Origin of the sequence: Streptomyces sp. NBC_00670 (genome assembly GCF_036226765.1) — a bacterium.
In the GTDB taxonomy this organism is placed as follows: Bacteria; Actinomycetota; Actinomycetes; order Streptomycetales; family Streptomycetaceae; genus Streptomyces.
Genome location: NZ_CP109017.1, coordinates 4407687 through 4420478, shown reverse-complemented (window position 1 = coordinate 4420478; position 12792 = coordinate 4407687). Strand labels below are relative to the sequence as shown.

Below are 12792 nucleotides of genomic sequence, written 5' to 3'. Positions count from 1 at the left end.
CCGGCCGGCTACAGCGGCACGATGTCCGGCGCGCCCAGCCGTGCCGCGTCCGCCGTCAGGTCGTCCGGCTGGCGCTGCGACTCGCGTTCGGCCTCGACGCGCTTCTCGTAGTGCTGTACCTCGCGCTCGACCTGGTCCTCGTCCCAGCCCAGCACCGGCGCCATCAGTCGCGCGACCTCCCTGGCGCTGCGCGTACCGCGGTCGAAGGTCTCGATGGAGATGCGGGTGCGCCGGGTCAGGACGTCGTCCAGGTGCCGGGCGCCCTCGTGCGAGGCGGCGTAGACGACCTCGGCGCGCAGGTAGTCGTCGGCGCCCGGGAGCGGCGCGCCGAGCGAGGGGTCCTCCGTGATCAGGTCGAGGATCTCCTGGGTGAGCGAGCCGTAACGGTTCAGCAGGTGCTCGAGCCTTACCACGTGCAGGCCGGTCCGCGCGGCGGTGCGCGCCCGCGCGTTCCACAGCGCTCGGTAGCCCTCCGCGCCGAGCAGCGGAACGTCCTCGGTGACGCAGTCCGCGACCCGCTGGTCCAACCCGTGCACCGCCTCGTCGACCGCGTCCTTGGCCATGACCCGGTACGTCGTGTACTTGCCGCCCGCGACGACGACGAGACCCGGCACCGGGTGGGCGACCGTGTGCTCGCGGGAGAGCTTGCTGGTGGCGTCCGACTCGCCGGCGAGCAGCGGGCGCAGCCCGGCGTACACACCCTGCACATCGTCCCGGGTGAGCGGCACCGCGAGGACGGAGTTCACGTGTTCGAGCAGATAGTCGATGTCGGCGCTGGAGGCGGCCGGGTGGGCCTTGTCCAGGTCCCAGTCGGTGTCCGTGGTGCCGACGATCCAGTGCCGCCCCCAGGGGATGACGAACAGAACGGACTTCTCGGTGCGCAGGATGAGCCCGGTGGTGGAGTGGATCCGGTCCTTGGGCACCACCAGGTGGATGCCCTTGGAGGCGCGCACGTGGAACTGGCCGCGCTCGCCGACCATTCCCTGGGTGTCGTCGGTCCACACACCGGTCGCGTTGACGACCTGCTTGGCGCGTACCTCGTACTCGCCGCCCGCCTCGACGTCCTGCACCCGGGCGCCGACCACGCGCTCGCCCTCGCGCAGGAAGCCGGTGACGCGGGCCCGGTTGGCGACCCGGGCACCGTAGGAGGCGGCGGTGCGCACCAGGGTGGCGACGTAACGGGCGTCGTCCATCTGCGCGTCGTAGTACTGCAACGCCCCGACCAGGGCGTCCTTCTTGAGGCAGGGCGCGACCCGCAGGGCGTGGCGGCGGGTCAGATGGCGGTGGGAGGGCAGACCGCGGCCGTGCCCCCGGGCCATCGACATGACGTCGTAGAGGGCGACGCCCGAGCCCGCGTACAGCCGCTCCCAGCCCTTGTGCTGGAGGGGGTAGAGGAACGGGACGGGCTTGACCAGGTGGGGGGCGAGGCGTTCGAGCAGCAGTCCGCGCTCTTTGAGCGCCTCGCGCACCAGGGCGAAGTCGAGCATCTCCAGGTAGCGCAGTCCGCCGTGGATGAGCTTGCTGGACCGGCTGGAGGTGCCCGACGCCCAGTCACGGGCCTCGACCAGCCCCGTGGACAGGCCGCGGGTGGCCGCGTCCAGTGCCGTGCCCGCGCCGACCACGCCCGCTCCCACGACCAGCACGTCCAGCTCGCGCTCGGCCATTCCCGCCAGTGCCTCGGCGCGCTGCGCCGGACCCAGTGCCGCTGTCCTCACCGCTGCCTCCCGCTGTTCGTCGCGTCGGCCTCACCCGTCCGGCGAGTCCCGGCCCACATCCCCCATGCCCGCAATTCTGACCGCCTTGCCCGACTTCGGCCACCAGCCGCCCTCAGCCTGTGGACAACCGCACGCGCCGGAACATCCGCGCAGGCCGGAGACCTCGCCTCGGCCCGCCGCACACGAGCCGTCCACCGTGCCGCGACGCCCGCACCTGCCGGAACACTCACGAAGACGCGCCGAACCAATCCAGCAATTCGGTCATATTTACTCCTAGTCTGACATTGCGCTCGCTCATTCTGTCCACAGGGCTTGCGCGACTGCCTCGCTCCGGTTATTGGGAAGGACGGCCCACTCCATGCCCGCAGATCTCGCCGTCATCGGACTCGGTCACCTGGGCATGCCCCTGGCCCAGGCCGCGGTGACAGCCGGCATCCCCACGGTCGGGTACCGCACCGGGCCCGATGCCGGTTCCCTCACCGCTGCGGAACTGCGCCGGATGCACGCGAGCGGCTTCCGCGTCACCACGGGCCCCGCCGAACTCGGCCGCGTCCGCACCGCCGTCATCTGCCCTCCCACTCCGCGGGGCGCCGACGGCACGCTCGACCTGGGACAGGTGGAGGCCGCCGCCCGCGCCCTCGCGGCCCGGCTGCGCCCGCACACCACGGTGATCCTCGAGTCGGCCGTGTACCCGGGGACCACGGAGGAATTCCTGCGCCCGCTGCTGGAGGAGGGATCCGGGCTGCGGGCCGGCCGCGACTTCCACCTCGCGTACTCGCCGAGCCGGGTCGACCCCGGCAGCCGCGGCTTCACCCCCGCCAACACCCCCAAGGTGATCGGCGGACTCACCCCCGCCTGCACCGAGTCGGCCGCCGCGTTCTACGGCCGGCTCACCGACAAGGTGGTACGCGCGCGTGGACCGCGCGAGGCGGAGACGGTGCAGCTCCTGGAGACCAACTACCGGCACGTCAACATCGCGCTCGTCAACGAGATGGCCGTGCTCTGCCACGAGCTGGGCGTCGACCTGTGGGACGTCGTGCGCTGCGCGGAGACCAAACCGTTCGGCTTCCAGGCGTTCCGCCCCGGCCCCGGCGTCGGCGGCCACACCGTCCCGCTCGACGACCTGACCGGCCCCCACGGGCCCGCCGGCGGCCGCACGCTGCGCATGGTGGAACTCGCCCAGCAGGTCAACAACGACATGCCGCAGTACGTCGTCCAGCGTGCCGCCGCGCTCCTCAACGAGCACGGCAAGTCCGCGCGGGCCGCACGCGTGCTGCTGCTCGGCGTCACCTACAAGCCGGACGTCGCCGATCTGAAGGGCTCGCCGGCCCACGAGATCGCGGTCCGGCTGACGGAGCTCGGCGCCTCCGTCAGCTACCACGACCCGCTGGTGCACTCCTGGAGCGTGCTCGACCGCCCCGTGCCGCGCGCGGACTCGCTCTACGAGGCGGTCGCCGACGCCGACCTGACGATCCTGCTTCAGCAGCACCGCACGTACGACCTCCAGGGCCTGTCGGTCAAGGCCCAGCTCCTCCTCGACACACGCGGGGCGGCACCGACGGGGGCGGCGCATCGGTTGTGAAGGGGGCGCGCGTGGAGACGACGAGCTTCCGGGGCTGGTGGCACACGGGCGATACCGCCGCTAGCGTGGGGAAGGCGGAGCCCGTCCCAGCGGGTTACTGAGGCAGGCTCCAGGATGATTCACGGAGTGTCCACCCCTAATTGTCCTAGGGGTGGCCGCTCACCATCCAAAAATCCGCAAGATCCACCTCCTCCGGCACCCGGACCGCCCCACGGCGAATCCGGTACCGTACAAAAAGGCGGAGCCCGCCGCAGGGGTTCACTGCGGCAGGCTCCAAGATGGTTCACGGAGTGTCCACCCCTATTTGACCTAGGGGTGGCCGCTCACCATCCAAAAATCCGCAAGATCCACCTCCTCCGGCACTGCACCATCCGAAGACGGATTCGGTCCCAGTGGGTGGGCCTGCGGTGACGTCCCATGGGCGCCCCCTTCCACGACGCTGCCCAGAGACCCGGTGGACAGCACGTGCGAACTCGGGCCGGGCCCCGACGGCCGGGGTCCGGAACGATGTCCTTGGAAGGGGGCGTCCCAGACAACTGGGACGCCGGAAACGGACACTACCGTCCCGGCGGCGTCGTACCGCCCGTTTTCACCGCGAACACCACCGCACGCCCCCTTTCGCGAAAACGCGCCCCCACCACCGCAGTTGGGCATGCGAAAGGGGCCCGACCACCCTTCTTGGGTGGCCGGGCCCCTCTCCGCGCTCAAGCGCGGTGCGGTCTCAGCGCTTGTGCTGCGAGTCCGCCACCGTCACCTCGACGCGCTGGAACTCCTTGAGCTCGCTGTAGCCGGTCGTGGCCATGGCACGGCGCAGGGCGCCGAAGATGTTCATGGAGCCGTCCGGGATGTGCGAGGGGCCGGTGAGGACCTCCTCGATGGTGCCGACCGTGCCGAGGTCGACCTTCTGGCCGCGCGGCAGCTCCTCGTTGACCGCCTCCATGCCCCAGTGGTGGCCGCGGCCCGGCGCGTCCGTGGCGCGCGCGAGCGGGGAGCCCATCATCACGGAGTCGGCGCCGCAGGCGATCGCCTTGGGGAGGTCGCCGGACCAGCCGACGCCGCCGTCGGCAATCACGTGGACGTACCGGCCGCCGGACTCGTCCATGTAGTCGCGGCGGGCCGCCGCGACATCCGCGACGGCCGTGGCCATCGGGACCTGGATGCCGAGCACGTTGCGCGTGGTGTGCGCGGCGCCGCCGCCGAAGCCCACCAGGACGCCCGCCGCGCCCGTCCGCATCAGGTGCAGGGCCGCGGTGTAGGTGGCGCAGCCGCCGACGATCACCGGGACGTCGAGCTCGTAGATGAACTGCTTCAGGTTGAGCGGCTCGTGCGAACCGGAGACGTGCTCGGCCGAGACCGTCGTGCCGCGGATGACGAAGATGTCCACGCCCGCGTCGACGACCGCCTTGGAGAACTGGGCCGTCCGCTGCGGGGACAGCGCCGCCGCCGTGACGACGCCGGAGTCGCGCACCTCCTTGATGCGCTGCCCGATCAGCTCCTCCTTGATGGGCGCCCGGTAGATCTCCTGAAGCCGGCGGCTCGCGCTCTCCGCGGGCAGCTCGGTGATCTCGTCGAGCAGCGGCTGCGGGTCCTCGTACCGCGTCCACAGGCCCTCGAGGTTCAGCACGCCGAGGCCGCCGAGCTCGCCGATGCGGATCGCGGTGGCCGGGGAGACGACCGAGTCCATGGGGGCGGCCAGGAACGGCAGCTCGAACCGGTAGGCGTCGATCTGCCAGGCGATCGAGACCTCCTTCGGGTCCCGCGTACGGCGGCTGGGGACGACGGCGATGTCGTCGAAGGCGTACGCCCGGCGGCCGCGCTTGCCGCGCCCGATCTCGATCTCAGTCACGTCTGTGGCCTTTCCCTGATGCGTTGCAGCGCCTTCCAGTATCCCCGACGGGTACGACAGCGGCCCCGCGCAGGTACGCGGAAGGGCGGTCCCGGAGTTCCGGGACCGCCCTTTTCGTGCCTCACGCGCGCGTGGAGCGCGTCCGCACGCGCGCGTGGAACGCGCTCACGGCCTCACTTGCGGCTGTAGTTGGGCGCCTCGACCGTCATCTGGATGTCGTGCGGGTGGGACTCCTTCAGGCCCGCCGAGGTGATCCGGACGAACTTGCCGTTGGTCTGGAGCTCGGGGACCGTGCGGCCGCCGACGTAGAACATCGACTGGCGCAGGCCGCCGACCAGCTGGTGGACGACCGAGGAGAGCGGACCGCGGTAGGGCACCTGGCCCTCGATGCCCTCGGGGACGAGCTGCTCGTCGGAGGCGACGCCCTCCTGGAAGTAGCGGTCCTTGGAGAACGACTTGCGGTCGCCGCGGGTCTGCATGGCGCCGAGCGATCCCATGCCGCGGTACGACTTGAACTGCTTGCCGTTGATGAACAGCAGCTCGCCCGGCGACTCCTCGCAACCCGCGAGGAGCGAGCCCAGCATCACCGTGTCGGCGCCCGCGACCAGGGCCTTGGCGATGTCGCCGGAGTACTGCAGACCGCCGTCGCCGATGACCGGGACACCGGCCTCCTTGGCGGCGAGCGAGGCCTCGTAGATGGCCGTCACCTGGGGGACGCCGATACCGGCGACGACCCGCGTCGTACAGATGGAGCCGGGGCCGACGCCGACCTTGATGCCGTCCACGCCGGAGTCGATGAGCGCCTGGGCGGCCTCACGGGTGGCGATGTTGCCGCCGATGACGTCGACGTGGGAGTTCGACTTGATCTTGGCGACCATGTCGCCGACGAGCCGGGAGTGGCCGTGCGCGGTGTCGACGACGATGAAGTCGACGCCCGCCTCGATCAGCGCCTGGGCGCGCTCGAAGGCGTCACCGGCGACGCCGACCGCGGCGCCGACCAGCAGGCGCCCCTTGGCGTCCTTGGCGGCGTTCGGGTACTTCTCGGCCTTGACGAAGTCCTTGACGGTGATGAGGCCCTTGAGGATGCCGTTGTCGTCGACGAGCGGCAGCTTCTCGATCTTGTGGCGGCGCAGCAGCTCCATGGCGTCCACGCCGGAGATGCCGACCTTGCCCGTGACGAGCGGCATCGGCGTCATGACCTCGCTCACCCGGCGGGAGCGGTCGGTCTCGAAGGCCATGTCCCGGTTGGTGACGATGCCGAGCAGCTTGCCGGCGCCGTCGGTGACCGGCACGCCGCTGATGCGGAACTTGGCGCACAGCGCGTCGGCCTCGGCGAGGGTGGCGTCCGGGTGGATGGTGATCGGATCGGCCACCATGCCGGACTCGGAGCGCTTGACGAGGTCGACCTGGTTGGCCTGGTCCTCGATGGACAGGTTGCGGTGCAGCACGCCCACGCCGCCCTGGCGGGCCATCGCGATCGCCATGCGGGACTCGGTCACCTTGTCCATGGCGGCGGACAGCAGCGGGATGTTGACCCGCACGTTCTTGGAGACGTACGAGGCGGTGTCGATCTCGTCGGGAGCCATGTCCGACGGGCCCGGCAGCAGCAGCACGTCGTCGTAGGTCAGCCCGAGTGTCGCGAATTTGTCGGGCACTCCGTCGACGTTGGCAGTCATGACACCTTCCCCATATGGCCTTGCTCGGTGCGGATGTCCATGCTAACGGGAAGCACGGACGCGTCATTCCACGAACGAGACGTCCCTTCCGCTTCGTACGTTCGTACGGGGCCGGTGACCTGGGTGTTCACCGAAGGCCCTCCGGTGTGGGGGGCATCACGGCGGTAGTCGTGGGCCTGCTGCCGGGCTGCCGCTCGGCGGCGGCTACTGCTCCGCGAGCGCCCGCAGACGGCTCAGCGCACGGTGCTGGGCGACCCTGACGGCACCCGGGGACATGCCCAGCATCTGTCCCGTCTCCTCGGCCGTCAGCCCCACCGCGATGCGCAACAGGAGCAGCTCCCGCTGGTTCTCGGGGAGGTTGGCGAGGAGTTTCTTGGCCCAGGCGGCGTCGCTGCTCAGCAGGGCGCGTTCCTCCGGGCCGAGCGAGTCGTCCGCGCGTTCGGGCATCTCGTCGGACGGGACGGCGGTGGAGCCGGGGTGGCGCATGGCCGCGCGCTGCAGGTCCGCGACCTTGTGAGCGGCGATGGCGAAGACGAACGCCTCGAACGGGCGGCCGGTGTCCTTGTAACGCGGCAGTGCGAGCAGGACGGCGACGCAGACCTCCTGGGCGAGGTCCTCCACGAAGTGGCGGGCGTCCCCGGGAAGGCGGGAGAGCCGGGTGCGGCAGTAGCGCAGCGCCAGCGGATGGACGCGGGCGAGCAGGTCGTGCGTGGCCTGCTCGTCGCCGTCCACGGCGCGGTGGACGAGAGCACCGATCACCGTCGTCTCGTCGTCGCGCATCGGACCATGGTGCCTTGGCGTCGCAGGCTCCGTGGCACCGTGCCCGTACTTGTGCACCGAAGCGTTATGAGCAGGTGCGCCGGAAGCCATGTCCTGCGCCCTCCCCTCCCGCTCGACCGACTCGTCCCCGAGGAACTCCACACCTCAAGGATGCGGCATCCGCGGCGAAACCGGCGGCGGGTGCCCGGTGCGCTCCCGTGCCGCCCCCGCCCACCTGCTGGTAGGCGGGGATTCCCGTGCCCCCGCGGTCGTCCACCTAGCGGACCAGGCCCCAGCGGAAGCCCAGGGCCACCGCGTGGGCGCGGTCCGAGGCGCCGAGCTTCTTGAACAGCCGCCGGGCGTGGGTCTTGACCGTGTCCTCGGAGAGGAACAGTTCGCGGCCGATCTCGGCGTTGGAGCGGCCGTGGCTCATGCCCTCCAGAACCTGGATCTCACGCGCGGTGAGCGTGGGCGCGGCACCCATCTCGGCGGAGCGCAGCCGGCGGGGGGCGAGCCGCCAGGTGGGGTCGGCCAGGGCCTGGGTGACGGTGGCCCGCAGTTCGGCGCGGGAGGCGTCCTTGTGGAGATAGCCGCGGGCGCCGGCGGCGACGGCGAGGGCCACGCCGTCCAGGTCCTCGGCGACGGTGAGCATGATGATGCGCGCACCGGGGTCGGCCGACAGCAGTCGGCGCACGGTCTCGACGCCGCCCAGACCGGGCATGCGTACGTCCATCAGAATCAGGTCCGAACGGTCCGCTCCCCAGCGGCGGAGGACTTCCTCGCCGTTGGCCGCGGTCGTCACGCGCTCGACGCCGGGCACGGTCGCGACCGCGCGGCGCAGCGCCTCTCGGGCAAGCGGGGAGTCGTCGCAGACGAGGACGGATGTCATGGCCGCCCTCCGCAGCTGATGCGCGTCACCTTGAGCCTCCAGGCTGGTACGAATCGTCACCGGTGCGGTCGACGCCCGTGGGCGGCGGATGCCACCTGCCCGGGCGCGTGTTCCTTCAACCGCCATCCGCACTCTCAACGATGGTCACTCGAAAGAGTTACGGTGCAGCGAGCCGCCTTCGGCACTGTACGTGAGGGCGCGGACACGGTGCAGACATGCGGGGCGGGCCTTCGGACTTTCCTCACGAGCCGTGCCCCATTCGGCCGGTTTTCTTCCCGTTTCCTGGTGTCTGGGGCTAGATTCGCAATGAGTCATATTTTCATCTCCTTAGATCGTGGTACGTCGTCATCGCAGACATCGATGCGGTGCGGACGGTGCGGACGGTCACGAGCACGCATCCGCTCAGAACGGCAACAAGGGGACTCGCAATGGCAGATTTCTCCCGTCTTCCCGGTCCGAACGCGGATCTGTGGGACTGGCAGCTCCTCGCGGCCTGCCGCGGGGTCGACAGCTCGCTCTTCTTCCACCCCGAGGGGGAGCGCGGTGCGGCGCGGAGCGCTCGTGAGAACTCGGCCAAGGAGGTGTGCATGAGGTGCCCCGTACGCGCCGAGTGCGCGGCTCACGCGCTGGCCGTGCGCGAGCCGTACGGCGTGTGGGGCGGGCTGACCGAGGACGAGCGCGAGGAGCTCATGGGGCGGGCGCGGAACCGCCTGGTGTCGGCGGCGGCGCCGGCCGCGGGGCACAGCGGGGGCCACGTTTCGCACAACGGCGTCCCGCACAACGGCGCTTCGAACGCCGGCGCTTCGAATGCCGGCCTTTCGAACAACTGAAGGAACGTTTTTTCCGATACGTCGGCGTTTCGATCCGGCCCGTTCCGGAATTACCAGGGCTGCGGCTGCTTCCGCTTCCGCTTCCGCTTCCGCTTCCGACACTTTCCACCGGGCACGCGCGTGCGTGCCCCTTACTTTTCCGCGGGAACGTCCCGCCGGTGACCGGCCGCACGGGACAGTTCCCGCAGCGTCGCCGTCACCGCCGGGACCTGTGCCAGGTCGGGCAGGGTGAGGGCGACGACCTCGCGCCGGACCTCGGGCTCCAGTGTGACCGTGCGCGCACCCCGGGGGCGTACGGACTCCACCGCGAGCTGCGGCAGGACGGCCACGCCGAGGCCGGCGCCGACCAGGCCGACCACGGCCGGGTAGTCGTCGGTCGCGAAGTCGATCCGGGGGGTGAAGCCGGCGGCGTGGCACACCTCGACGAGCTGCCCGCGGCAGCGCGGACAGCCGGCGATCCACGGTTCGGCGGCGAGGTCGCCTATGGCGAGGGAACCCGCGCCGGCCAGCCGATGGCGCTCGGGCACCAGTGCGACGAGACGGTCGGTGAGCAGGGGCCGCGCGACCAGGTCGTCCCATTCCTCGGCTCCGGTCGCGCCCGCGTAGCGGAACGCCAGGGCCACGTCGCAGTCGCCCGCGCGCAGCAGTTCGACCGACCGCGGCGGCTCGGCCTCCTCCAGGGAGACCCGGGTGCCGGGGTGCGCGGCACGCAGGGCGGCGAGGGCGGTGGGGACGAGCGTGGAGCTGCCGCTGGGGAAGGAGACCAGGCGCACCCGGCCGGCGCGCAGCCCGGCGATGGCCGCGATCTCCTCCTCCGCCGCGGTGAGCCCGGCGAGGATGCCGGAGGCGTGCCGGACGAGGGCCTCTCCGGCCTGGGTCAGCCGCATCTCCCGGCCGCTGCGGACGAGGAGCGGCGTGCCGACGGACGCCTCCAGCGCCTTCATCTGCTGGCTGACGGCGGGCTGGGTGCAGCCCAGTTGGCGCCCCGCGGCCGAGAAGGAGCCGGTGGTGGCGACGGCGCGCAGTACGCGGAGATGGCGGGCCTCTATCACCTGGCGAGCATAAGACTTTCTTGGACGAGAGGGGAAATAACCCATGGACACTTTGAGGTCCGGGCGGTTACTCTGCGTGCATGAAAGTTCTCAGCCTGAACGTCGGACGTCCCCTCGCCGTGCCGTACACCCACCAGCCCGAGGGGCTGACGGGTATCGACAAATGGCCGGTGGAGGGCCCCGTACGGGTGGCGGCGCCGGGGCCGAAGGGCATCGGTGGGAGCGGGCTCGCCGGTGACGCGGTGTGCGACAGACGGCACCACGGCGGAAACGACCAGGCGGTGTACGCCTACGCGCGGGAGGACCTGGACGAGTGGGAGCGCGAGCTGGGACGCCGCCTGCGCAACGGCGCCTTCGGGGAGAACCTGACGACGGAGGGGCTGGACGTCTCGGGCGCGGAGATAGGTGAGCGGTGGCGGATCGGGGGCGAGGACGGTCCGGTACTGGAGGTGTCGTCGGGACGCATACCGTGCCGGACGTTCCAGGGGCATCTCGGGGAGCCGGGCTGGGTGAAGCGGTTCTCGCAGAAAGGGGTCACGGGGGCGTATCTGCGGGTGATCGAAGAGGGAGTGATCCGGGCCGGCGACGCGGTGGAAATCGTGCGGAGGCCGGGACACGGAGTGACGGCGACGCTGGAGTTCCGGGCGACGACGACGGAGCGGGAGCTGCTGCCGCGGCTCGCGGTGGCGGGAGCGGCGCTGCACACGGAGGTGCGTGAAGAGCTGGAGCGGTTGCGGGCGGCTCGGGGGGTCTCGCCGGCGTGAGGAGAGGTCCCACCCCACGCCCTCATGTGCTGCTTTCATGCTGCTCACCGATGCGGTGACGGAACGGGGGAAAAAAGTGTCCGACACAATCGTCTACGACGTCTTCGCGGCGCTGCTCGCGGTGGTGGTGGTGTGGCAGATGCGGCGGCGGCTGATACTGCGCTCCCGGGGCCTCGAGATCACCGCACGGTGCTTCGACCGTCAATGGCGCGGCAGGGGAGGTCCGCAGTACCTGCTGAGCTACACGACGCCGGACGGCGTCACGCGGACACACAGCGCGGGCGAGAGTGACGTCCCACCGGGCACCCGGGAAGGCGACAGCGTCACGATCCTCTTCGACCCGGCGTCCCCCCAGCGCGCGGAGACCGCGCTCATCTCCCGAAGACCGCTCTGGAGGCACTACGACATGATGGGCGTGACGGGACTGGCCCTCGGCATCCTGCTGGTGACGCACGTCCTGTAGGCGGCCGTCATCCGGTGCCTCCGGCGCACCCTGCGTGGGCCGCCCCCTCTCGGAGGAACGTTGGGGACGGCCCGGGCACCTAGCCTTGGCGCATGACTACCGCTCTGATCACGGGATCGACCTCCGGAATCGGTTCCGCCTTCGCGCGGCGGCTCGGGGCCGACGGCCACAGCCTCGTTCTCGTCGCCCGGGACACCACACGTCTGCGGGAGCAGGCGACCGAGTTGCACGACCGCCACGGCGTCGAGGTCGAGGTGCTCACCGCGGACCTCGCGACGGACGCCGGCATCGACACCGTGGCCGCCCGCCTCGGTGACCGTACGCACCCGGTCGACCTGCTGGTCAACAACGCCGGCTTCGGCAACAAGGGCCGCTACCTGGACGTGGCCATGGCCGACGAGCTCCGCATGATCAAGGTGCACTGCGAGGCGGTCCTGCGGCTGACATCGGCCGCGGCGGAGGCGATGCGGGAGCGCGGGCGCGGTGGAGTGGTCAACGTGGCCTCCGTCGCCGCGTTCGTCCCGCGCGGCACGTACGGGGCGTCCAAGGCGTGGATCGTGCAGTTCACCCAGGGCGCGGCGAAGGACCTCGCGGGCAGCGGCGTACGGCTGATGGCGCTGTGCCCCGGCTTCACCCGCACCGAGTTCCACCAGCGGGCCGGGATGGGAACGGACAGCATCCCCGGCTGGATGTGGCTCGACGCGGACAAGGTCGTCGCGGCGGCCCTGGCGGACCTGGCCCGCGGCAAGTCACTGTCCATCCCCGACCCCCGCTACAAGACGCTCATGGGCCTGGCCAGACTGACACCGCGCACGCTCCTCGGCACGATCACCTCCCGCACGGGCCGCCGGTACGGGCCGCGGTAGCCGCGGCGGAACAGTGGGGCGCCGGCTCATGCTGCTCGACGGGATCCGCCGCCGCGGCCCCGCCCGGTGGCCTGCGGAGGGGAGCGATGCCGGCGGCACGCACCGCGAGGAGAGCGTCGCCGTCGTCGACAGAAGCTCTCCGCTGTGGCGGCAGGCACGTCCTTATGCGGACGGTGGACGGTGGACGGTACGAGCTGACGTCATGATGCGGTGCGCGGCGGCCTTTTCCCTTCAAGCAGAAGCAGTCGACCGGGCAGTGCGCGTGACGGGGCGTCATTGAGGTGGCGTCGGACGGCCGCTGAGGGTGAGGGGTGTCACCCGAACGTGTGATCTGTCGTGGTGCGGGCCTT

At 71.1% G+C, this 12792-nt stretch carries 11 protein-coding genes; 5 read left to right on the top strand and 6 right to left on the bottom strand.

The genetic code is table 11. The features are described 5' to 3' along the window. Window positions 1–8: 8 nt before the first annotated feature. Window positions 9–1715, bottom strand: coding sequence for a glycerol-3-phosphate dehydrogenase/oxidase (locus OIE12_RS19710; protein ID WP_329137100.1), 1707 nt, complete (start codon window positions 1713–1715; stop codon window positions 9–11). A 358-nt stretch (window positions 1716–2073) separates the two neighbouring features. Here OIE12_RS19710 and OIE12_RS19705 point away from each other — a divergent pair, with 358 nt between their 5' ends. Beyond that, entirely contained in the window at window positions 2074–3297 is a 1224-nt protein-coding gene (locus OIE12_RS19705) for a nucleotide sugar dehydrogenase (RefSeq protein ID WP_329137098.1), read from the top strand. Between the two features lie 721 nt (window positions 3298–4018). Here the strand turns inward: OIE12_RS19705 and OIE12_RS19700 are convergent. The 4 genes from OIE12_RS19700 to OIE12_RS19685 form a co-directional block, all read right to left on the bottom strand. Next, on the bottom strand, window positions 4019–5143 hold the full coding sequence (locus tag OIE12_RS19700) for a GuaB3 family IMP dehydrogenase-related protein (RefSeq protein ID WP_329137097.1): 1125 nt from the start codon (window positions 5141–5143) through the stop codon (window positions 4019–4021). 173 nt (window positions 5144–5316) lie between these two features. Next, on the bottom strand, window positions 5317–6819 hold the full coding sequence (guaB, locus tag OIE12_RS19695; protein ID WP_329137096.1) for an IMP dehydrogenase: 1503 nt from the start codon (window positions 6817–6819) through the stop codon (window positions 5317–5319). A gap of 204 nt (window positions 6820–7023) precedes the next feature. Then, complete coding sequence (locus OIE12_RS19690; RefSeq protein WP_030380446.1) at window positions 7024–7599, bottom strand: sigma-70 family RNA polymerase sigma factor; 576 nt, start codon at window positions 7597–7599, stop codon at window positions 7024–7026. 256 nt (window positions 7600–7855) lie between these two features. Continuing rightward, window positions 7856–8467 carry a response regulator transcription factor gene (locus tag OIE12_RS19685; protein WP_003948568.1) on the bottom strand — a complete coding sequence of 204 codons (612 nt, stop codon included), beginning with the start codon at window positions 8465–8467 and terminating at the stop codon, window positions 7856–7858. A gap of 428 nt (window positions 8468–8895) precedes the next feature. On the opposite strand from OIE12_RS19685, the gene OIE12_RS19680 reads away from it, so the two are divergent. Then, entirely contained in the window at window positions 8896–9297 is a 402-nt protein-coding gene (locus tag OIE12_RS19680) for a WhiB family transcriptional regulator (RefSeq protein WP_329137093.1), read from the top strand. A 131-nt stretch (window positions 9298–9428) separates the two neighbouring features. Here the strand turns inward: OIE12_RS19680 and OIE12_RS19675 are convergent, their stop codons facing one another. Further along, window positions 9429–10349, bottom strand: coding sequence for a LysR family transcriptional regulator (locus OIE12_RS19675; protein ID WP_329137092.1), 921 nt, complete (start codon window positions 10347–10349; stop codon window positions 9429–9431). Window positions 10350–10429: 80 nt separating this feature from the next. Between OIE12_RS19675 and OIE12_RS19670 the strand changes: the two genes are divergently transcribed. The 3 genes from OIE12_RS19670 to OIE12_RS19660 all read left to right on the top strand — a co-directional run bounded on the left by OIE12_RS19670 (window position 10430) and on the right by OIE12_RS19660 (window position 12442). Continuing rightward, complete coding sequence (locus OIE12_RS19670) at window positions 10430–11113, top strand: MOSC domain-containing protein (protein WP_329137090.1); 684 nt, start codon at window positions 10430–10432, stop codon at window positions 11111–11113. A gap of 76 nt (window positions 11114–11189) precedes the next feature. Continuing rightward, window positions 11190–11576, top strand: a complete 387-nt coding sequence (locus tag OIE12_RS19665; protein WP_329137088.1) for a DUF3592 domain-containing protein — start codon at window positions 11190–11192, stop codon at window positions 11574–11576. Between the two features lie 92 nt (window positions 11577–11668). Then, window positions 11669–12442 carry an SDR family NAD(P)-dependent oxidoreductase gene (locus OIE12_RS19660; protein ID WP_329137086.1) on the top strand — a complete coding sequence of 258 codons (774 nt, stop codon included), beginning with the start codon at window positions 11669–11671 and terminating at the stop codon, window positions 12440–12442. Window positions 12443–12792 lie beyond the last annotated feature (350 nt).

Bases quoted from the DNA above. Each gene is read 5' to 3' on its own strand.
- OIE12_RS19705 (WP_329137098.1), top strand. From the start codon at position 2,074: ATGCCCGCAGATCTCGCCGTCATCGGACTCGGTCACCTGGGCATGCCC.
- OIE12_RS19670 (WP_329137090.1), top strand. From the start codon at position 10,430: ATGAAAGTTCTCAGCCTGAACGTCGGACGTCCCCTCGCCGTGCCGTAC.
- OIE12_RS19690 (WP_030380446.1), bottom strand. From the start codon at position 7,599: ATGCGCGACGACGAGACGACGGTGATCGGTGCTCTCGTCCACCGCGCC.
- guaB (WP_329137096.1), bottom strand. From the start codon at position 6,819: ATGACTGCCAACGTCGACGGAGTGCCCGACAAATTCGCGACACTCGGG.
- OIE12_RS19660 (WP_329137086.1), top strand. From the start codon at position 11,669: ATGACTACCGCTCTGATCACGGGATCGACCTCCGGAATCGGTTCCGCC.
- OIE12_RS19685 (WP_003948568.1), bottom strand. From the start codon at position 8,467: ATGACATCCGTCCTCGTCTGCGACGACTCCCCGCTTGCCCGAGAGGCG.
- OIE12_RS19680 (WP_329137093.1), top strand. From the start codon at position 8,896: ATGGCAGATTTCTCCCGTCTTCCCGGTCCGAACGCGGATCTGTGGGAC.